Source organism: Amycolatopsis speibonae, from assembly GCF_042647925.1.
Lineage (GTDB): Bacteria > Actinomycetota > Actinomycetes > Mycobacteriales > Pseudonocardiaceae > Amycolatopsis > Amycolatopsis speibonae.
Genome location: NZ_JBHRWK010000084.1, coordinates 13,986 through 34,745 on the forward strand (window position 1 = coordinate 13,986; position 20,760 = coordinate 34,745).

A 20,760-nucleotide genomic window follows, 5' to 3' on the forward strand; every position below is an offset into this window, starting at 1 on the left:
TTCCCTACGTCAACGTCGCTTCGATGGCGTCCGTCAGCTGTCCGGCTCCCGGCACCAGGGCCGTGTCGAGCGCGAGCGCATACGGGATGACGGTCCCGTCCGGACGGCAAACCCGCTTCGGCGGCGCCACCAGGTCGAACTCTTCGGCCGCCGTCGCGACGATCTCCGCCCCCAGCCCGCACATGCGGTTCGAGTCGTCGATCACGACCAGGCGCCCGGTCTTGTGCACCGATTTGCGGAGGCAGTCCCAATCGAAGGGGTAGACCGTTCTCGGGTCGATGACCTCGATGTCCGCCCGGTCGCTGAAACTCTCGGCGACCTCGAGCGCCGTGCCGACGTGCTGGCCCACCGCCACCACCGTCAGGTCGCCGCCCTCGCGGACGACCTTCGCCTCTCCCAACGGCACGATCTCGTCTTCGCCCCCGTAGGCCGGATCCGTCGCCCCCAGCAACGCGGAAGGGGCGAACACGGCGACCGGGTCGGGATCCTGGATCGCCGACCGCAGCAGCCCGTACGCGTCCGACGGCAGTCCGGGGACGACCGTCTTGATCCCGGCGTGGGCGAGCAGGCTGTAGGGGTTGTCCGAATGCTGACCCGCCCAGCCGAACCTCGACCCCGATCCCGAAACGAGATACGTGACAGGGATCCGCACCTGCCCGCCGGTCATCAAGGAGAACTTGTGGGCCTGGTTCACGATCTGCTCGAACACCAGGTAGATCAGCGAAGAGATCTGGAACTCGATCACGGGCTTCTTGCCCGCCATCGCCGCGCCGGTCCCGAAACTGGTGAAGGCCTGTTCCGAAAGGGGTGTGTCCAGCACTCGCTCCGGGCCGAACCGGGGCAGCAGCCCCGAGGTCACCCCGCTCGCGCCGACACCGACGTCCTCGCCGAGCAGGAACACGTCCTCGTCGGCCGCCATTTCGGCGTGCAGGGCGAGGTTCATCGCGTGCATGTAGCCGAAGTTCTCCGGAGAAGGCAGCTCGCTCACAGGATCACGCCCGGCCGGACAGCGGCAGTTCCCGCGTAGAGGTACATCAGTGCGTCCTTCGGGTCGGGCGACGGGGCGTTCTTCGCGAACTCGACGGCCTCGTCGATCTGGTTTTTGACGGCTTCATCGATCTCGGCGACGACGTCGTCGCCCAACTTCCCGCCCAGCAAGGGAATCGGGTCCCGTTCCCGCCATTGGGCCACTTCGTCGCGGTCGCGGAATTCGACGCCCAAGAGTTCGAGGACGGAATGGTGGCCGAAGAACCGGTAAGTCCGGCATTCCAGGAACGCCGGGCCCCGGCCCGCGCGGCATCCTTCGACCAGTTCCGCCGCGACATCCGCCACCGCTTCGACGTCCATGCCGTCGACAGTGCGCGAGACCATCCCGAAGCCTTCGGCACGACGCGCCGCGCTGCCCGCGAGCCCCGTTTCGAGCTTGAGGCTCGTCGCGTACCCGTTGTTCTCGCAGACGAACAAGACCGGCAGCGACCAGATCGAGGCCAGGTTGAAGGCCTCCAGCAGAACACCCTGGCTCATCGCGCCGTCGCCGAAGAAGCTGACGACGACTTCCGAGTTCCCCCGGGCCTTGGCCGCCCAGGCGGCGCCCGAGGCGATCGCCCCGCCGGCACCGACGATCCCGTTGGCGCCCAGGATGCCCAGCTTCATGTCCGCGGCGTGCATCGATCCGCCGCGTCCCTTGTTGAACCCTTCGAGGGTGCCGAGGAGTTCGGCGAGCAGGCGGCGCGGATCCGCGCCCTTCGCCAGCACGTGCCCGTGCCCCCGGTGCGTGCTGGTGATGAAGTCCTGATCCGTCAGGTTCGCGCTGATGCCCACGGCCACGGCTTCCTGCCCGATGTACGGGTGGATCCCGCCGTTGATCTCACCGGCGATCGCCATCGCCAGGCAGCGTTCTTCGAACTCCCGGATCAGTTTCATGGACCGGTAAAGGGCCCTCTGACGTTCACGAGTCATTTCCGCGGCAGCCCTTCGTGTTCGGTGGTGGGACGGGACCGGACGAGCATCCTGTCGATGTACCGGAGCAACGCGCCGTCGTCGGGGCTCGGCACGACGATCGAGGTGAAGTCACCGCTCGGCCTGCCCTCACCGCCGGTGTCCGAAGTGGACTCGAAGAGCGGCTTCAGGATGGCGTGTTCTTCGGGGGAGCGGGCTTCGAGCAGCGAGAGCCAGTCGGCCACCGGCAGCGTGCCGATCTCCGTTCCGGCGCTCCGCACGAGATCCACCAGGTACGTGAGCCGGACAGGCCGCCTGCTCGCCAGCACGAACCGGCTGCCGTCCCGAGGCTGCTCGATGCCGAGCCGGGCGAGCGCGCCCGCGGTCTCGTCCACCGCGATCCAGGGTTCCTCGATCTCGGTGTCGGGCGCGGAGCCGAGTTCGAGAATGACCCGCAGGACGCGCAGCATGATGTCCCGCGTGTTCCCCTGTCCGGTGCGCGAATCCCCGACGATCCGGGGCAGCCGGTAGATCGCTGCCGGCAGTCCGCGTTCGTACGCGGTGGTGATCAGCTGTTCCGCGTGCGACTTGGTCTCCGCGTACCCGCTGCGGGAACCGTTCTCCCCGCCGGCGGAAATGGTCGACACGAACTGCACCTGCTTGAGCCGGGTGGTGGCCGCCAGCCGGATCAGCTCGCGGGTGCCGCCCACGTTGGCGTCCACCAGCTGGTCGTAGCCGGCCAGCGCGTCGACCCAGGCGCCGTTGTGGCAGACCAGGTCGATCTCGTCCGCGAGCCGCTCGAAGGCCGCGCCGGTGAGGCCGAGGCCGGGCGCCGCGAGATCGCCGGGAACGACCGTGATCCGCTCGTGGTCGATTTCGGGGGAAAGGCCGTAGCGGTCGAGATTTTCGCGCAGCCGCCGCCATCCCGCGCTTTCGTCCGCCGCCCGGACGAGACAGTGCACGCGCACGTTCTTCCGCGTCAGCAGCTCGCGGACCAGGTACGCCCCGACGAAGCCGGTCGCTCCGGTGAGCAGGATGTCCGAGATCTCGCCGGGCCCACGGGGCGGCAGCCGGTCGGGGAGGACGCCGCGCAGCATGGCCACGGGATCGAAGGCGCGGGCACCGGTCGTCCGTCGCCCGCCGTTGATCTCTTCGGCCAGCTTCGCGATCGTGGGCCGCTCGAACAGCGTCCGCAACGGCAGCTCGATCCGAAGCGTCTCCCCGATCCGGACGGCGAGTTGCGCGGCCTTCAGGGAGTGCCCGCCGACGTCGAAGAAGCTCTCGTCCCGGCCGACGGTTTCGCGGTCGAGGACCTGGGCCCAGATCGCCGCCAGGGTCTCCTCGGTCGGGTTCCGCGGCGGAGCGAACGGCGTGGCCTTGTCCGGTCCGGTGCCGACGGGCTCCGGAAGGGCCTTGGTGTCCAGCTTTCCGTTGATGGTCAACGGAAGTTCGGGAAGCGCCACGAAGGCCGCCGGCACCATGTAGTCCGGCAGTACGCCGCGCAGTCGGGTGCGCAGAGCGGTCTCGTCGAAAACGCCCGAGACCTTCAGATAGGCGACAAGACTCTTCTGCCCGGACGAGTCCGCACGCACTACGACGGCGGCCTGCGCGATGTCCTCATGGGACAGAAGTGCCGCTTCGACCTCCCGGGGTTCGATGCGGAACCCCCGGATCTTGACCTGGTCGTCGACGCGTCCGAGGTACTCGATGTCGCCGTCGGCGTTGTGGCGGACGATGTCCCCGGTCCGGTAGAGCCGGTCGCTGGTGGTGTCGAAGCGATTGGGGACGAACTGCTCTTCGGTGAGGTCCGGCTGTCCGCGATACCCGCGCGCGACACCGGGTCCGGCCACGTGGAGCTCTCCCGGCACTCCCGTCGGCGCGAGCCGGCCGTGTTCGTCGAGGACGTACACGCGGGTGTTGCCGAGCGGGCGGCCGATGGGGATGCCGGTGAGCCCGGCGGGAACCGGCGCCGTGATGGGGTGGCAGGTGGCGAACGTGGTGCATTCGGTGGGGCCGTAGCCGTTGAAGAACCGCGTGCCGGGCAGTGCGGCGGCGGCGCGCCGGACATGGGTGACGGACAACGCTTCGCCACCGACGAGCAGCTGACGGAGCCCGGTGAGCGCCGCGGTGTTCTCGTCGACGATGTGGTCGAACAACGACGAGGTCAGCCAGGCCGTGCTGATCCGGTGCCGGGTGATCGCGTCGGCGAGCGGCCGGGCGGTGAGAACCCGTTCGGTGGAGATGACGCAGGTGGCGCCGGACAGGAGCGCGCCCCAGATCTCGAAAGTGGCGGCGTCGAAGGAGATCGCCGACGCGTGCAGTACCACTTCGTCCGGGCCGAGGATGCCTTCCGGCAGTCCGGTGACGAGACGGATGATCGACCGGTGCTCGATTTCGACGCCTTTGGGGCGTCCGGTCGAGCCGGAGGTGTAGATGACGTAGGCCAGGTCTCGCGGTCCCACGCCGGATTCGAGCGCTGTCGACGGTTCCTCGGCGAGCGTCGGATCGCCGGTCGGGTCGGTGGTGACGACCAGTTCGGCACCGCCGTCGGAGAGCAGGAGCCGTTGGCGTTCCTCGGGATACGCGGGGTCGATCGGCAGGTACGCGGCGCCGGTCTTGAGGATCGCGAGCAGGGCGGTGATCAGCCCGATGGAGCGGGGCAGGCAGACACCGATGACGGTGCCGGGTCCGGCGCCCAGCGTCCGCAACCGGTGCGCGAACCGGTTGGACCGGACGTCGAGCTCGGCGTAGGTCAGGAAGTCTTCGCCGCAGATCAGGGCTGTCGCTTGTGGACGCTGCCGGACCTGCTCGTCGAACACCGCGGGCACGGTCGTCAGGACGGGCGACGTCGTGGCCGTGTCGTTCCAGTCCTCCGTCAGCCGGCGGATTTCCGGATCGCTCATCATCGGCAAGGCGGACAGCGGCCGCTCCGCGTCGGCGACGACGGACGCGAGCAGCTGCCGGAAGTGCTCGCTGAAGCGCTCGATCGTGACCCTGTCGAACAGGTCGGCGTTGTAGTCGATCCGCGCTTCCAGCACACCGTTCCGGTCGGACACCTGGCATACGAGATCGAACGGTTCCGGCAACGGCCCGTCCACCGGCCGGAAGGCGACCTGGGCGAGCGGGTTGCGGCTGAAGTCCCGCCGGGGCACCAGTTCCTCGACAAGACGTTCGAAGGGGACGCCCGGGTTCGCTTCCGCGCCGAGCGTGGTCTCCCGCACCCGGGCCAGCAGTTCCGGGAAGGTGGGATCGCCGGACAGGTCGGTGCGCAGCACCAGCGTCCCGGCGTCGGCCGCGGGGGTTCCGACCAGCACGTCGGTGGTGCGGGCGTAGCGGGACAGGACGACGTCGAAGGTCGCCAGGAGCGTCGTGAACAGGGAGACGTCGTGGCGGCCGCTCAAGCCTCGGAGCCCCTCGGCGACACCGGGGTCAACGGTGAAGGAGAGCGAGTCACCACGGTAGGCCGCCACCGGCGGGCGGGCGCGATCCGTCGGCAGTTCCAGCACCGTGGGCGCGCCGTCGAGCTGTTTCCGCCAGTAGTCGAGTTGTCCGCGCAGCGCCCCGAAAAGCGGCTCGTCGGGGTTCCGCAACGCGTGTTCGACGAGCCGGACGAGCCGGTCGACGAGCCGCGTGGCGGTGGAGCGTTCGAAAAGGCTGGACCGGAACACCAGCGATCCGTGCAGCTTGCCGTCCTGCAGGTGGGTGACCAGCTCCAGATCGAACCGGGTCGCCACGCCCGCCCACGGCACGCTGGAGATCTCGTCTTCGCCGGACAGGGGGATCTCCCCGTTGTGCACGACCACGACGTCGAAGATCGCGTTGCGCCCCGCGTCGCGTTCGGGCCGGACCTCCGCGACCACCTGGTCGAACGGCGCCTGCTGATGAGCGTAGGCGTCGACCATCTTGGTACGGGCCACCTTGAGCAGCTCGCGGAACGTCATCGAGGGGGTGAGGTGGGTCCGCAGCACCACGGTGTTCACGAAGAAGCCGAGGACGTCGGCGAACCGGCGGTCGTCGCGACCGGCCAGCACCGTTCCGATGGTGATGTCCTCCTGTCCGGAATGGAGGGACAACAGCGCCTGGAACACGGCGGCCATGGCGCTGGAGAGCGCGCACCGATTCCGCAGGGCGAAAGCGGAAAAGGCCTTGGTGAGCTCGGCGGGAAGCTCGAAATCGACGTGGTCGCCGGCGAATCCGGGGTTACCCGTACGCGGCCTGTCCGTCGGCAGCCGCAGCGGCTGGAACCCGTCGAGCTCCCGCCGCCAGTAGTCGAGGTGGTCCGCCACCGAGCCGGTGCCGGCGCGCTGCGCCGCGACGAACTCCTCGTAGGTCACTTCGAGCGGGGCGGGGGTCTCCGACCGATAGAGGGCGACGAGATCCTCGGTCACGATCTGGATGGACCGGCCGTCGGTGATCATGTGGTGCATCACCACGCACACCATGGCCGAGCCGTCGGCGCATTCGACGACCATCACCCGCACCGGCGGTGCCGCCGTGAGGTCGAACGGTTCGGAGACCAGGTCGGCCGTATGCGCCTGCCAGGCGTTCTCGCCGGCCCCGGCGGTCCGCCGCGCCACCGGGATGCGGAAGCCCGGCATCGGGCTGGCGACCGGCGTCCCCGATCCGTCCACGACGAAGGCCCAGCGGAGCACCGGATGACGCTCGACGAGCGCGCCGAGCGCCCTGTCGAGGGCCTCGAAATCGACGCCGTCACGGAACCGCAGGACGATCGGGATGTTGTACGCGGCGCTGGTGTGGTCGAGTTGCTGCACCAGCCACAGCCGCTCCTGCCCGAGCGACAACCTCATCGATTCCTCCTTCGTCCGGGTGTCAGGGCTGTCGAGCGACGAGGACATCGCGGTCTCCACTTCTCGCGGATACCGGCGGCATCGCGGATTCGATCAGTGCTTTTTCGTCGACTTTCCCGTTGCGGGTCAACGGGAACTCGTCGACCACGGCCCACAGTGCGGGCAGCGCGTAGCTCTGGAGCTGGGTGGACAGGAACGTGCGCAGCGAAGCGGGATCCGCGTCGGCACCGGGGTGCACGACGACGGCCGCCACGAGCCGGTGGCTTCGGCCCGGTTGCCGGTCGACGACGATCACGGCGTCGCGGACACCGGGGTGCCGAACGAGAAGGGCGCCGATCTCGTCGGTCTCGATGCGATGGCCGTCGAGTTTGAGCTGCTTGTCCGCGCGGCCGAGGAAGAGCACGTCGCCGTTCGGATCGAGCCGGACGAGATCGCCCGTGCGGTACAGGCGTTCCCCGGTATCCGGCGAGAAGAAGCCGAACCGCTTGTCCGTCTCGGTCTCGTCGCCGAGATAACCGTCGGCCAGCCCCGATCCGGCCGTGTACAGCTCGCCCACCCCGCCGGGCGGGACGAGCCGGGCGTTCCGGTCGAGGACGAAGACCCGGGTACCGGCGATCGGCCTGCCGATGGGGAGAGGGCCGGTGATCTCCGCGCTCGTCCGCACGGTGTGCGTGGTGGTGAACGTGGTGTTCTCGGTGGGCCCGTAACCGTTCGTGAGCACCATTCCGGGGTATGAGTCGAGCACCTGCGCCGCCGCGTCGTGCGGCACGACCTCGCCTCCGCTCAGGAGCCAGCGGAGTCCGGCGAGCGCCTGCGGCCGGGACTTGACGACCAGCCGGAACAGGCTGGCGGTCAGCCAGGCGACCGACACTTCCCGCTCGATGAAGAACTTTTCGAGCCCCCTCGCCGACGGAAGCCGCCCGGCGAAGACCTCCAGTGTCGCGCCGTTGAGCAAGGTCACCCAGATCTCGTACGTCGACGCGTCGAACGCCAGTGGCGCCATCCGCAGCACGTGGTCACCGGGGCGGGTCCGGAGCCCGGTCGTCCGCGCGAGCCGCGTGACCGCGCGATGCGGGACGACGACGCCTTTCGGTTCGCCGGTGGATCCCGAGGTGAACGCGATGTACGCCGTCCTTTGTGGATCATCGTTCCCGGGAGCGGGCGGCTCGGGGTCCGCGTCGACTTCCTGTCCAGGGAGCCAGGAATCGACGCGGGTGAGACCACGCAGGACGGGGTGACCGGCCGCGGCGGCGTCGACCACCGCGGCCGAGGGCGCCAGTTTGCCGATGATCCTCGCCAACCGGGCTTCCGGCGCGTCGTCGTCGAATCCCGCGTAGGCGGCGCCGACCCGGATGATCGCGAGCAGCGCCACGATCTCGCCGATGGACCTCCTGGTCGCGACGAGCACCGTGTCCCCGGGCCGGACCCCGGCACGCCGCAAGACACCGGCGTACCGATCGGCCGCCCACGCGAGCTGCCCGTAGGTCAGCTCGGTGTTCGCGCGCCGGACCGCGATCTCCTCCGGCCGGAGCCGGACCTGTTCCAGGAACAGGGTTTCGATGCCGGACGGCGGAGTTTCCTCGCCGGCCAGCGCGTCGAGGAGACGGCGGCGTTCCGGCGCGATGCAGCGCACGTCCTCAAGGCGGCCGTCGAAGGAGGCCAGCTCGTACAGCGCGGTGGCGACGTCGGCGACGAACCCGTGCGTGGCGTCCGGCACCTCGGTGACGAAGCGGATCTCGCCGGACCGCAGATCCTTGTGCAGGGAGGCGATCACGAGATCCACGGGTCCGTCTTCGACGACTCCGATCGGCTGGACCGACTCCAGGAAGCCACCGACGAGCGCCTGGTCGTCGACCCGGACCCGGATCACCCGCCCCGCGACCGAGAGCGCGGCCTCGCTCACCGCCGTCCACCGGCAGAAGGTCACCGCGAACGCGGCCAGCACCAGCTTCGCGCGGTGGTACTCGGACGCCTCGACCGCGAGCTCGGCCGTCAGATCGTAGGGAGCGGCGAGCACATCAGGCATCGGCCTCGCTGCTTCCCGCGCGTTTGCGCTCCAGCCGGACGTGGAGGTGGTCGGGCCGCCGGAAGATGTGGCCCCGCTCCCGCAGCCGCCAGAAACCCTGACGGATGCCGTCGAGCGAACCGCCGAGCCGGACGCCGCCGAACCGGTGCGACAACCGCTCGAACAGCGTGTCGAACTCCGCCAAGGCCAGCTGGATGCCCAGACAGGTGTGCGGGCCCGCCGAAAACGCCAGCAGCCGCTGGTCCGTGCGGTCCGGGCGCCAGCTGTCCGGGTCCTCGAACGCGTTCTCGTCGCGGCTGGCGCTGCCCAGCGACAGCAGCAGCGCGGACCGGCGCGGGATGTCCACCCCGTGGAGGTTCAGATCCCTGGTCGCGTACCTGAGGATGGTGTGGCTCGGCGGTTCCCACCGCAGCGTCTCGCGGACCACCTGGGTCCGGTACTCCTGATCCGCCAAGGTCGACAAGTCGACATCGTGTGCCAGGACGGCGTACATGATCTTGCCGATGGTGGCGACACTCGTCTCGGTCCCGGCCAGCAGGAACAGCGTGGCCGTGCCCAGCATGGACTCGTCGACAGGTTCGCCCGGCGGGAAGACGAGGTCCAGGAACGGCATCCGGCCGTCGTCGGCGCGAGCGGCGAGCTTGTCCTTCAGGTACTCGATCAGCTCCGCCTTGGCCGTGAGCGCCGAGTCCAGCGAGGTCGCCGGGAACTCGATCGCGCCCGCCAGCGGCAGCACCCGGGGCCGCAGCCAGGCCGCGTCCTCCGGCGGCAACCCGAACAGCCGGGTGACCATCGCGTAGGGCACCCCGACCGCGACCCGTTCCATGAACTCGACGTCGACCTCGTCCTTGGTCCCCATTTCGGCCTCGATCGAGTCGAGGACCTGATCCACCGCGGGAACGAGGATCTCGGTGCGCAGCCGTTTCACCGAGCCGCCCGCGAACAGCGGCATGAACAGCTTGCGCAGATCGCGATGCCGCGGCCCGTCGGTGTCCAGCAGTGTGCGGCCGAACAGACGGCGGCTGCTGCGCATCGGGAACCCGCTGCCGACCTGCCGGTCCGACAGCAGTTCCTGCACGTCCTCGAACCGGGTGACCAGGAAGGCGTTGAAGGCCGCCGACCAGTGCACCGGATCCGATCGCCGGAGTTCCTTGTAGATGTTCCAGGGGTCGGCGAGGAATTCGTCCGAACCGAAGTCGAGACTTACCTTCGTGGGACTCATTTGTCGCCTCCGTTTCCGACCAGTTCGGTGCGGGACTTGAGCTGGCGCGCGGCCTCTTCCGAAGTGAGCCGGATGGACTCCGAGGTGCCCTCGTACCCGCCGACGAGGGTGGGCACGATCTCGTGCGCGATCGCCGTCAGCTGATCGAGCGTCGCCTGGTGCGAAACCCACCGGGGGACGAAGAAGTTCAGCGACACCGGGTCGCCGATCCGGTCGATCAGATCGCGGATCCGCTCGGCGCAGGTCGCGGCGTCGCCGACGATGAACCCGCCCGTGTCGACGAGGTTCTGCAACGTCTTGCGGTGCGCGACGGGGGAGTCCGGGATGGGCATGCCCAGGGTGTTCCGGTACAAACCGCGGCGAAGGGCGGAAAATCCTTCGAGCAGCTCCTCGATCCCGGCGGCGGGGGAGTCGGCGACGTGGACGAAGACGTTGCACCGGATCCGGGTGCTGCCCGCGGACTTGTTCCGGTAGGACTCGACTCGCTCGATCAGCGCGCCGACCGGATCCGGGTCCATGCCGGGCCGGATGGAGCCCCAGGGCGGTGCCACGTGCACGGTCGGGGTCGTCGCGGTGTCGGTCAGGAGCTCGATCCCGGCCGGGCTCAGCGAAGACGCGACGACGGTCTCGATGGCGCCGGGACCCCGCAGCGGCTGGAGCTGAAGTACCGCCTTCTTCACGGTGAACCACGGTGTCGTGGTGTTGACCGTCTCGCCGTTGATGAGCGCCTGCACCGTCCCCAGCGCGGCCCGGAAGTGATCGCGGACGGAGGCCGGGTCCACCCCGATCATTTCCATGTCGTGGACGTAGGTCCCGGTTCCGACGCCCAGGATCGCCCGGCCCGCGGTGAGGTGATCGAGCAGCACGATCCGTTCCGCGACGTGCAGCGGATGGTGATAGGGAAGCGGGATCACGCCGGTGGCGAACCGGATGCGGCGCGTCTCACGGGCCAGCGCCGCCATCAGCATTTCCGGGGAGCTGAGGGTGCTCCAGCCGCTGGAGTGGTGCTCGCCGAGCCAGAGCTCGTCGAAACCCAGGTCGTCGGCGAGGCCGCACAGTTCGATATCGCGCCGCAGCGACGCGTGGGGGCTGACCGCGGGGTCGTGGAACGGGGGCAGGAAACAGCCGAATGCCTTGGTGCTCATGATGCCGGAAACCCCTTAATCTTTTGTCTGTGGAGGTGATCGCGGTTCGGCCTCAGGCCGTCGGAACCTGTTCCAGCAGGTAGTCGCAGAACTTGTCCACAGTGGTCAGATCTTCGTTCTCTTCGAGGTCGATGAACACGTCGAGCTTCGTTTCGATCTTCTCGATGAGCGCCAGGTATTCGATGGAGCTCATCCCGGTCTCGGGAAACTCGGTGTCCGCCTCGATGGTCTGGTTTTCCAGAACGCCACCCGCGACTTCGGTCAGGAGGGAGAAGATCTGCTGGCGCAGTTCAGCCCGCGCGTCTACCGCGTTCATGTGTCCCCTTTTGCTTGACCTGCACGGACGGTCGCGTGCAGACGAGTTCGGAATGGTGTCTTCGCTTTGAATGTGGCGGTCGGAAAAGTGGATCAGCGGTTTCGGATGATCCACGCCGACCGAGCCCCAGGTGCCCGTCAGTGCGGGCGAGTTCGCACTATTCTCACCCGATCCGTCGGCGGTCCGCAACAGTGCGCGTCGCCGGTTTTCTTGATTCTTTCGTCGTCACAGGAAGAGAACTCGTTGCACAGCAAGGAAAAAAGGGGCTTCCCCCGCGTCACGCGCGAGGAAAGCCCCTTCGGTTCAGGCCCGCCGCTTCCGTACGACGTCACCTGGTGGTTCAGCGTTTGCGCTTCTGCAGCAGTTCCACGAACTGCCGCCAGTCTTCCGCGCGCGCCCTGGCGAGCTCGGAGATCAGTTCCAGCCGATGCTCGGGGATGTTCCTGGCGACCTGATCCCATTGGTCCCGGTCGTTCAGATGCCCGTCCAGCAAGCGGACCAGGGTCCGCCCGGACTCGGTGTACCGGATGGTGGGATCCGAGCGGAGCCGCTCCACCGCCGCCTGGTTGTCGGCGACCTGCGCGGTGCCGAGGTCGCCCGCGTCGGCCTGCCGAGCGCGTTGTCTCGTCGAGGTGCGCGCCTGGCTCCCGCTCCGTGCCCTCGCGGGTGACGGCGCCTCGCTGTGGCGGTGCCGATGACGCACATCGTGCGCGGTCGCGACGGAAACGCCCGCATTGCGCGCGATTTCGCGAATCGAGGCGGTGGGGTTGCTCGTGATCAGCTCGTGCGCGCGACGGCGGCCCTGGGCCGGATCCACTGCGCGGACGCGGCCGTCCCGGCCGACGTGGGCGTTCGTCTGGGGAACTTCCCCAGTCGAACACCGGCGCACCTTGCCGACAGTCTTGTGGGAAAGGCCCGTGACCGCCGCGATGGCGCGATCGGACCACTGCGGGCGGACTTCGAGAATCCGGCGGGCGGCGGTCTTGCGGTCGGCCAGTGAGAGGGGCAGCCCGTGCGCGATGTTCGACTTCACGGCGAGAATAAAGGCGCTCTGCTCGTCCCCGTCGAAGAACCGCGCGGTGATCGCGGTGGCTTTCCTGATCTTGGCCGCCTGCAGCCGGTGTAGCCCGTCTATCACCCGCATCGTGGGGCGGTGCACGAGAATGGGTGGCAGTGGGGCGTCTGTTTCGGCGAGTATCAGGACATAGGCGGGATCGACGCCCGCCACCCTCGGCGATTCTTCCGCGGACAGCGCGTCGAGTGCCACCTCGACGACCTCGCCGAGCGGTGGATCCGAGCCGGCCGCGGACCAGTCGCTTTCCCGTCTGGCCACGGGGATCTGGGCGCTCTCCGCCTGTTTTTCCTTGTGCCAGTTCAACATCTTCTAGCCCCCAGAGCACTTGGTTCATGTCAAACCTTTTCCAATATTCGATCTAGTGTGTGAACTTGTCAAGGGCCGTGAGTCGTAATCGGGTGTTCCCGCTCGCTGGGGTGTTCGACCGCCGACTCGATGAACTCGAATGCCTCTCCTGCTCGGTCACGGCGGTGTCCAAGGGCTCTTCTTGACGGGAGTGCGCCTTCCGGGCAGCCTGGTCGAAGAGGTGCCGCACACAAGGGATCGCAGGCTGGGGGACGAATCGTGCAACGGATCGGCCGGTGAACGACGAAATGTCCATCCTCGGTAAAAGAGTGGTAAAAGAGCGTCGAGTGAAAGTGGCGTAAAGTCACGATCGGAACCGGCGGTTATTCGACATCGCGGCACGCGATAATTCGCACTCGAAAAGAGTTGACAAAAGTCGCCGCCGCGACGCCCTTCCTTCGCATCCTCCCGCCCGCGCGACAGGCGACGTGAGCGCCGTCACCACCCTGGGAAGCGGTGGTGTCGGTCAAAGTGGTCGCACAGGCAAGTGTGGTTGTGCGAATGGGCAAGCCCGGAGCAACCCTTGTAGCTGACTGTCACCGTCGCGATACCTTCGATTCAGCTGTCCGTGTGCTCGGTCAGCTGTGTCGAAGGGGGATCCGGTGAGTAATCCGCTGGTCGCGCCAGTGAAGGATTCGACGACGGCGGTGTCGGGTGTGCCGTTGCTGGAGGGTGCTCTCGACCTGAAGTCGGCAATCGAGAGCGGCGACTGGGCGTCGGTCGCGATGGGCGCGGTGGGGACCGCGCTGGACGCCCTGACAGCGGTGATGGACCCGTTCGGGACGGTGTTCGCGGCCGGCGTCGGCTGGTTGATCGAGCATGTCGGTCCGCTGAAGGAGGCCCTCAACGCTCTCACCGGCAACGCGGACGAGATCGCGGCGCAGGCGGAGACCTGGACGAACATCGCCAAGGAACTCGGGGAAGTCTCGGTCGAGCTGGTGGACCTCGTCGAGAAGGACCTCGGTAGCTGGACAGGCGACGCGGCCGACGCGTACCGGAAGCAGGCGAAGAACACCTCGACACTGATCCAGAGCGCGCAGAAGGGCAGCGAAGGCGCGGGCAGCGGGGTGAAGACCGCGGGGGAGGTCGTCGCCGCTGTCCGGACGCTGGTCCGGGACATCATCGCCGAACTCATCGGGCACCTGATCTCCTGGGCGTTGCAGGTGGTGTTCACGCTCGGGATCGGGCTGACGTGGGTGGTACCGCAGGTCGTGGCGGCGGTGGCCAAGACCGCGTCGAAGATCGCCGGTCTGACCACGAAGCTGGTGAAGGCGCTCAAGGCGCTGATGCCGTTGCTGAAGAAGGTGGACAACCTGTTCGGCGACGCCTCGAAGGCGTTGAAGAACCTCAAGGGCGGGACGGTCAAACCCTCCGGCAAGCCCAAGGACATCGACACCAAACCGAGGGGTGGCGACCACACCAGGGGCAATCCGGAAGGCGACGGCTCCACCCACAGCTCCGGCGCCGGTAACGACCACCGCGGCGGTGGCGGCGGGGGCAACAACCACTCCTCCGGCGACAACAACCATCGTGGCGGCGATGGCAACCAGGGCGGCGAAGGCAGTCCAGGCGGCGGCGGATCCCGGGGCGGCAGGGGCCCCGACGAAGGCACCTCGTCCTCGTCGTCGAACAAGCCGGACAATCCCCGTGATCGTTCGGCAGGCCCGGAAAACCGGAACTACCGATCCGATCCGGTGGACGTCGCGACCGGTGAAGTGGTGCTGACCCAGGTCGACCTGGAACTGCCGGGTCCGCTGAAACTGCTGTTCGAACGGACGCACGTCTCCTCGTATCGCGCGGGGCGCCGGTTCGGCCGGACCTGGTCGTCCTTTGTGGACCAACGCCTCGAAGTGGACGACGAACATGTCTGCTACTTCTCGCCGGACGGCAGGATCCTGGTCTATCCGCTGCCCGCCGACGCCCGCCCGGTGCTGCCGGTGGAGGGGCCGCGGTGGCCGCTGTCGCTCGGTCCGGACGGCACCGCCACGGTGACCGATCATCGCCGGGGGCAGATCCTGCGGTTCGCCGCCCGGCGCGGGGCAGTGCTGCCACTGCGCGCGATCGAAGGCGACGGCCACCGCGTCGACGTCGAGTACGACGAATCCGGTTCTCCCACCGTTTTCCGGCATTCCGCGGGGGTGACGGTCGGGCTGCGCACCGAACGCGGCCGGGTCACCGAACTGCGTGTCCTCGGCGACCGGGCGGACGCCGACGTCGTGGTGATGAGCTACCGGTACAACGCGTCCGGGCACCTGACCGGAATCGTCGACTCGTCGGGCATCCCCCTCCTGCTCGACTACGACACCGAAGGGCGCCTCGCCGGCTGGCAGGACCGCAACGGGGTCTGGTACCGCCACGTCTACGACCGGCACGGTCGCTGCGTGCGCGCCGTCGGCACGGACGGTTTTCTCGACGGCACCTTCGACTACGACCGCACCCGCTTGGTCACCACGCATACGGATTCCTTGGGGCACCGCACCGTCTTCCAGCTCAACGAGGCGAATCAGACGGTGGCGGAGACCGACCCGCTCGGGCACACCACGACCTTCGAGTGGAACCGGTACGACCGCCTTCTTTCCCGCACCGACGCACTCGGCCACACCACCCGCTACGACTACGACGACGAGGGCAGGGTCACGAGCGTGACCCGTCCGGACGGCAGCGTCGCGCTGCTCGAACACGACGGCGAAGTGCTGTATTCGGTCACGGTGCACGAGGGCGACAGGTCTTTCCGCCGGTTCTACGACGAGTCGGCGCCGGACCCGCTGCGGGAACCCGTCGGCGTCGCCACCCCGATCCGGCTCGACCCGGGCGCGGAACCCGGCGCGACGCGGGACTCCGACGATCGGGATCAGTTCGGCCGTCCGCGTTCGGTCCCCGACGGCACCGGCACGCGGACCCAGCTCGGCTGGACGGTGAGCGGCCTGCCCGCTCTGCGGATCCGCGCCGGGCGAGACCGCGCGACCTGGCGCTATGACGGTGAAGGCAACGAGGTCGAGCACGTCGACGAGCTCGGCCGGGCGGTCCGGAGCGAATACGGGCCGTTCGACCGGCTGACCGCCACGATCGATCCCGCGGGCGGGCGCACGACTTACCGCTACGACACCGAACTGCGGCCGGTGTCGGTCACCAATCCGAACGGGCTGACCTGGACCTATCGTTACGACCCGAGGGGCCTGCTGATCGAGCAGACCGACTTCGACGGCCGGACCGGCCGCTACGACTACGACGCGGCAGGCCGGTTGGTGCACTCGGTGGATCTTCACGGCCGGAGCACCGAATACCGCTACGACGTCCTCGGCAACCTGATCGAGGTGCACGCTCCCGCCGGGAGCACGTGGTACGCCTACGACCCGGTCGGCGAAGCGGTGCGCGTCGCCTCGGCGGATTCGGTCGTGGAATTCGAGCGGGACGCCTACGGCCGTGTCGTCCGCGAGACGATCGACGGCCGCACGGTCGCCTTCGGCTACGACGCCGAGCGCAACTCGCTGCGGCGCCGGACCCCTTCCGGCGCCGAGAGCGAATGGTTCTTCGACGTCGAAGACCGGCCGATCTCCCTGCTCGGTGCCGGGCACACCGTGCGGTACGCCTACGACGACGCCGGGAGACCGGACGGCCGGACGATCGACGACGCGTACCTGTTCCAGGAGACCTTCGGGCCTGATGACCGGCTCGCCACGCAGACGCTCTTCACGAACGACGGACCTGGCCGGGCCCGCGCGTTCGACTACACCCCGGACGGCCGCCTCGCCGCCACCTCGGACCCGATCGCCGGCCGGACGACCTTCGGCCGTGACGCGCTGGGCCGTCTCACCACGGTGGCCTCCAACGGATTCCGGGAGGATTTCGGCTACGACGCGGCGAGCAACCTGACGGTCGGGACGGTCACCGGTGCCTGGCCTGCCGGCGCGGAGGCAGGACCTCGGTTCTACGAACGCAATACGCTCAAGGCGGCCGGCGCGGTCACCTACGAACACGATCCGCTGGGCCGCCGGGTGCTGCGCCGGGAAGCACACCCGTCCGGCGAACGGATCTGGCACTACGTCTGGGACGCGGCTGACAGGCTGATCGGTGTCGCGACCCCCGACGGCGGCCGCTGGCGATACCGCTACGACCCGCTCGGCCGCCGGATCGCCAAACACCGGCTCGGGCCGGACGGCGGCGTCGTCGAGTCGGTGGAGTTCGCCTGGGACGGCGACATCCTGATCGAGCAGGTGCGCACCGACCCCGACGGCACCCGCCACGTCATCACATGGGATCGCCATCCGGACAGCGGTGAACCGGTGACCCAGCGGGAACGCGGGCCAGGCGGGGAAAGTTTCCATTCGGTGGTGAACGACGCCGTCGGCACCCCGCTCGAACTGCTCGACGCCGACGGGGAAATGGCGTGGTACGGGCGAAGGACCGTGTGGGGCAGGCATCTGCCGTCCGCGGGCGAGAAGACGCGCACCCCGCTCCGGTTCCCCGGGCAGTACGCCGACGACGAGACCGGCCTGCACTACAACGTGCACCGCTACTACGACCCGGCGACCGCGCGGTACCTCAGCCAGGATCCGCCCGGCCTGGAAGCGGGGCCGAACCCGGTCGCCTACCCGGGAGATCCCTACGCGACGTCGGATCCGCTCGGGCTGATGGACTGCGGCGGCACCGGCTCGGGCGGGACACCGGGAAAGCCCGGCGGTGGCCACAACGCGGGCAACACCGGAGGGAGTGCGAAAAAGCCGAAGCCCCCGGTGCCGGACCGCACCAAGAAGCCGAACTACCAGCCGCAGCCGAAACCCGAGCCGAAGCCGAAGCCCCCGGTCCCGGACCGCACCAAGAAGCCGAACTACCAGCCGCAGCCGAAGCCGCAGCCGAACAACAAGGTGCCGACCAAGGACGATTTCGTCGCGCCGCCGACACCGCAGAAGTACAACCGGATGACCGTGCAGGGCACCTACACGTTCACCCCGAACCCGCAGAAGCTGCCGGGAAGCGGGTACAACGACATCGTCCCGATGCAGAACAAGATCAGCACGTCGATCGTCAACGACAAGATCAACGGGTGGAAGGCCAACGGCGAAATGAACACGCCGGTCAAGATTCCCGTCTACTACCCACCGAACAATCCGAACCAGTTGTCGCTCATGGGCGACAAACACCACACGTTCGTCGGCGCCATGCAAAGCGGACGTCCCATCGAACTGACTCTCGTCAAACCACCGGGCGGGGTCGGCATGGCCAACATGCGCAAGAACTGGAACGACACCGTCTGGGACAACTTCCAGCAGGGCGAAGCCTGGCGGCTGTGAGCCGCCCGCCCGCCCCGCTGTAACGGCTCGGGCACCACCGTCGACTTGTCACCAGGATCGACGGTGGTGGGGAGGGCGTATGGCCGGTAGGAAACCCGCGAGACGTCGTAAGAAGACATCGAAGTCGCGGCAACCCGGCCGCCTGGGCAAGGCCATGAAAAGCCCGCTGGCCGCCGTCACGAGTTTGGCGGTCGCCGGCGCGAGTCTGGCCGTGGCGGTGACCGGGCCGGCTCCGGAGCTCTTCAAGAGCGAGACCAAACCCGCCAGCCTCACCATGGAGCCGATCAACAAACGCGGCGTCACCGAGTACGTTCTTCCGCTGGACGCGCGCCTCGAGGAGATGCCGGCGGGTGTCAACGGGTACTGCTCCGAGGCGGTGACCGAGTGGCTTCGCAAGACCGGCGAGGAAGTTCCCCCGTATCAGCGGGTGTCCCTCCGGAACACCGCGCAGGACGGTGCGATGCTCGCGGTCAGCAACGTGCGAGCCGCGGACCTGCGCCGGTACGATCCCCAGCCGGCCATCCGATTCGTATGTCCCGACGGCGGCAACGCGGATACGGCGGTTCTCCACCTGAAGCTCGATCAAGATCCTCAGGCTCAACAGGTCGAAAACGAGTCCCACAGCACGAAGCCGTTCGCCTTCAATCTGGCGCCGGGCGAACAAGGGAACATCGAGCTGCATCTGCTCGGCGACCCAGGGCACAGCTACTCGGGCCGGATCGTCGCCGATGTCGCCACCGGCGACCAGGTCGAGACCGTTTCCTTGCCCCTCAACGGAAACCGCGACGGGTTCGACCGGGTGAGCGCCGGGAAATTCGCGCGCCTCGCGGTTTCGCCGAGCATGCGGCAGGGGACCTTTTCGTGCTCGACATCGCCTCCGGGCACGGTGATCGACGAATCGTCCGGCAACTCCGGAACCAGCGAATGCGCTCCCGGCGACATCCGGGCGCTGATCGCGGAAATCGCGAGAACACCATGAACGTCCGAGCTTTGTGGATCGTCGCGATCGTGGTCCTGCTCGCGGCGGCCGGGATCTTCGTGTTCAGATCGCTGAGCGGCGAGGAACCGCAGGTCACCGGGGCGCGAACCTCCGCGCCACTCACGACCCCTGTGCCCTTGACGACCTCTGTACCGGCCAGCTCCTCCGGCGCGAATTTCGTCGACCCGCAACCACGAACTCCGACGACGGTCGTGAAGGTCGTGGCCGTGACCGGCTCCGGCGATCCCGCGCCAGGCTACACGGTGACAGAAGTTTCCGATGCCATCGAGATTTCCGGCTGCTTCGCCTCGCGTGCTTCCGTTTCTCCGGGCGTGATCCGCTGCGGCTCGACAGCCGCGAGCGCGGATGTCTGCTGGACTACAGTCAACAGCCCCACACTGCTCTGCGGGATCACGCCTTGGGAAAAGTCGCTCAGACGGCTGAAGACCTCGGACAAGGTCGACACCATCGCCGCGGAGCCGGAACCCTTGCCGTGGGGGCTGGAGCTGGCCAACGGTGCACGGTGTCAGCTGCGCAACGGCGGATCGTGGCCGGGACGCGCCGACGACTACGTCGGCTACTACGACTGCGGCGGCGACTCGCTCTACGTTGTGGGCAAACAGGATGACGGGCCCGTCCAGCGGTCGGCCCCCGTGTGGACCGCGCTGGTCGGAGGCCTCAGCGCGGACAACGCCGAGTTCCCTCCGCCGACCAAGGTCAGGGTCGTCACCGCGTACTTCGCCGCGCGGGCTTGACGACAGCTGACCCGCCCGGCAGTCCTCGCCGATCCGCTGGGCCTCCCGGTTGACGTCCCCTTCGAGTGAAGACCTGACCGACCCGGGTGGAGAAAATCTCCACCCGGGCGGTACTGGCTACGGTGTGCCGGTGATCCTCCCCGATGAGTTCCGTGAGTTCGCGGTCGCCGCGGCAGGCACCAGCGGCGCCTTGATAGGTCTGCTGTTCGTCGCGCTTTCGGTGTTCCCGGAACGCATCTGGAAAGCGGCGACGCACGTGGAATACCACGCCCGCGCGTCGGCCGCGTTGATACGCTGCTGTTGTCGCTGGCGCTGTTGATCCCGGGGGTGTCCGCCGGGTGGTGGGCCCTCGCGGTGGCCGTGACGATGACGGCTTTCGCGGCGGCGATCGCCCGCTCGATCATCACCGCCGCCCGCCGGGGCACCGGGAAGTGGAGCTCCCTGACCCTGGTCCTGGTGCTGCTCGTCATCGCGGGCTTCGAAGTCCGAGCCGGCGTCGAGCTGGTCCGGCACAGCGACGTCACGGACGGGCTCCAGACACTGTGCTACCTGATGGTGGCCAATCTCGGTGTCGGCATCGCCCGCGCCTGGCAGCTGATGAACATGCGCTCGATCGGCCTCCTGTCGTCCTTGTTCTCCCTCGCGCATGCGGACAAGGGGGCCGAAGAGGAGACGCACTCGCCGCGAAAGTGACCGAGCGGGGCGCTTTCGGGCCGATGCCGACGGAGTGGTTGTCGCCGCCAAGTTCTTGTCTCGGCTAGTACTCCAGACGGACTTCGTGATGTCGCTGGTGGGCTGCCCGCAGACAGGTGCGGCCACCAGTTGATCATGGTCGGTTGTGTGGACTAACCCTGATCGGC

General features: G+C 68.2%; 13 protein-coding genes. 5 read left to right on the forward strand and 8 right to left on the reverse strand.

What is annotated here, in order from left to right; translation table 11 throughout:
• Nucleotides 1–4: 4 nt before the first annotated feature.
• From ACFOSH_RS37975 to ACFOSH_RS38010, 8 genes are all read right to left on the reverse strand, one after another.
• Entirely contained in the window at nucleotides 5–988 is a 984-nt protein-coding gene (locus ACFOSH_RS37975) for an alpha-ketoacid dehydrogenase subunit beta (RefSeq protein WP_378245525.1), read from the reverse strand.
• The gene (locus ACFOSH_RS37980; protein WP_378245527.1) at nucleotides 985–1,923 is read right to left on the reverse strand and encodes a thiamine pyrophosphate-dependent dehydrogenase E1 component subunit alpha; all 939 of its coding nucleotides are present in this window, start codon (nucleotides 1,921–1,923) and stop codon (nucleotides 985–987) included. The genes ACFOSH_RS37975 and ACFOSH_RS37980 overlap by 4 nt, the downstream gene beginning before the upstream one ends.
• A 32-nt stretch (nucleotides 1,924–1,955) precedes the next feature.
• Nucleotides 1,956–6,746, reverse strand: coding sequence for an amino acid adenylation domain-containing protein (locus ACFOSH_RS37985; RefSeq protein WP_378245529.1), 4,791 nt, complete (start codon nucleotides 6,744–6,746; stop codon nucleotides 1,956–1,958).
• Between the two features lie 22 nt (nucleotides 6,747–6,768).
• Nucleotides 6,769–8,772 carry an amino acid adenylation domain-containing protein gene (locus ACFOSH_RS37990; RefSeq protein WP_378245531.1) on the reverse strand — a complete coding sequence of 668 codons (2,004 nt, stop codon included), beginning with the start codon at nucleotides 8,770–8,772 and terminating at the stop codon, nucleotides 6,769–6,771.
• Complete coding sequence (locus ACFOSH_RS37995; RefSeq protein ID WP_378245533.1) at nucleotides 8,765–9,994, reverse strand: cytochrome P450; 1,230 nt, start codon at nucleotides 9,992–9,994, stop codon at nucleotides 8,765–8,767. Before ACFOSH_RS37995 ends, ACFOSH_RS37990 begins: the two co-directional genes overlap by 8 nt.
• Nucleotides 9,991–11,139: an LLM class flavin-dependent oxidoreductase gene (locus ACFOSH_RS38000; RefSeq protein WP_378245535.1), complete on the reverse strand. Its 1,149-nt coding sequence runs from the start codon at nucleotides 11,137–11,139 to the stop codon at nucleotides 9,991–9,993. Before ACFOSH_RS38000 ends, ACFOSH_RS37995 begins: the two co-directional genes overlap by 4 nt.
• 52 nt (nucleotides 11,140–11,191) lie before the next feature.
• Nucleotides 11,192–11,455: an acyl carrier protein gene (locus ACFOSH_RS38005; RefSeq protein WP_378245537.1), complete on the reverse strand. Its 264-nt coding sequence runs from the start codon at nucleotides 11,453–11,455 to the stop codon at nucleotides 11,192–11,194.
• 340 nt (nucleotides 11,456–11,795) lie between these two features.
• Nucleotides 11,796–12,836 carry a ParB/RepB/Spo0J family partition protein gene (locus tag ACFOSH_RS38010; protein WP_378245539.1) on the reverse strand — a complete coding sequence of 347 codons (1,041 nt, stop codon included), beginning with the start codon at nucleotides 12,834–12,836 and terminating at the stop codon, nucleotides 11,796–11,798.
• 641 nt (nucleotides 12,837–13,477) lie between these two features.
• Between ACFOSH_RS38010 and ACFOSH_RS38015 the strand changes: the two genes are divergently transcribed.
• From ACFOSH_RS38015 to ACFOSH_RS38035, 5 genes are all read left to right on the forward strand, one after another.
• Nucleotides 13,478–18,166, forward strand: coding sequence for a DUF6531 domain-containing protein (locus ACFOSH_RS38015; protein WP_378245541.1), 4,689 nt, complete (start codon nucleotides 13,478–13,480; stop codon nucleotides 18,164–18,166).
• A gap of 79 nt (nucleotides 18,167–18,245) precedes the next feature.
• Nucleotides 18,246–19,145: a hypothetical protein gene (locus ACFOSH_RS38020; protein ID WP_378245543.1), complete on the forward strand. Its 900-nt coding sequence runs from the start codon at nucleotides 18,246–18,248 to the stop codon at nucleotides 19,143–19,145.
• Nucleotides 19,142–19,900, forward strand: a complete 759-nt coding sequence (locus ACFOSH_RS38025; RefSeq protein ID WP_378245545.1) for a hypothetical protein — start codon at nucleotides 19,142–19,144, stop codon at nucleotides 19,898–19,900. The genes ACFOSH_RS38020 and ACFOSH_RS38025 overlap by 4 nt, the downstream gene beginning before the upstream one ends.
• Before the next feature lie 130 nt (nucleotides 19,901–20,030).
• The gene (locus ACFOSH_RS38030; protein ID WP_378245547.1) at nucleotides 20,031–20,219 is read left to right on the forward strand and encodes a hypothetical protein; all 189 of its coding nucleotides are present in this window, start codon (nucleotides 20,031–20,033) and stop codon (nucleotides 20,217–20,219) included.
• Nucleotides 20,201–20,593: a hypothetical protein gene (locus ACFOSH_RS38035; RefSeq protein WP_378245549.1), complete on the forward strand. Its 393-nt coding sequence runs from the start codon at nucleotides 20,201–20,203 to the stop codon at nucleotides 20,591–20,593. The genes ACFOSH_RS38030 and ACFOSH_RS38035 overlap by 19 nt, the downstream gene beginning before the upstream one ends.
• Nucleotides 20,594–20,760: the final 167 nt, after the last annotated feature.

Excerpts from the sequence above, each read along its gene's own strand:
- ACFOSH_RS38025 (WP_378245545.1), top strand. The coding sequence starts at position 19,142 with ATGAACGTCCGAGCTTTGTGGATCGTCGCGATCGTGGTCCTGCTCGCG.
- ACFOSH_RS38010 (WP_378245539.1), bottom strand. The coding sequence starts at position 12,836 with ATGTTGAACTGGCACAAGGAAAAACAGGCGGAGAGCGCCCAGATCCCC.
- ACFOSH_RS37990 (WP_378245531.1), bottom strand. The coding sequence starts at position 8,772 with ATGCCTGATGTGCTCGCCGCTCCCTACGATCTGACGGCCGAGCTCGCG.
- ACFOSH_RS38000 (WP_378245535.1), bottom strand. The coding sequence starts at position 11,139 with ATGAGCACCAAGGCATTCGGCTGTTTCCTGCCCCCGTTCCACGACCCC.
- ACFOSH_RS38020 (WP_378245543.1), top strand. The coding sequence starts at position 18,246 with ATGGCCGGTAGGAAACCCGCGAGACGTCGTAAGAAGACATCGAAGTCG.
- ACFOSH_RS37995 (WP_378245533.1), bottom strand. The coding sequence starts at position 9,994 with ATGAGTCCCACGAAGGTAAGTCTCGACTTCGGTTCGGACGAATTCCTC.
- ACFOSH_RS38005 (WP_378245537.1), bottom strand. The coding sequence starts at position 11,455 with ATGAACGCGGTAGACGCGCGGGCTGAACTGCGCCAGCAGATCTTCTCC.
- ACFOSH_RS37985 (WP_378245529.1), bottom strand. The coding sequence starts at position 6,746 with ATGAGGTTGTCGCTCGGGCAGGAGCGGCTGTGGCTGGTGCAGCAACTC.
- ACFOSH_RS37980 (WP_378245527.1), bottom strand. The coding sequence starts at position 1,923 with ATGAAACTGATCCGGGAGTTCGAAGAACGCTGCCTGGCGATGGCGATC.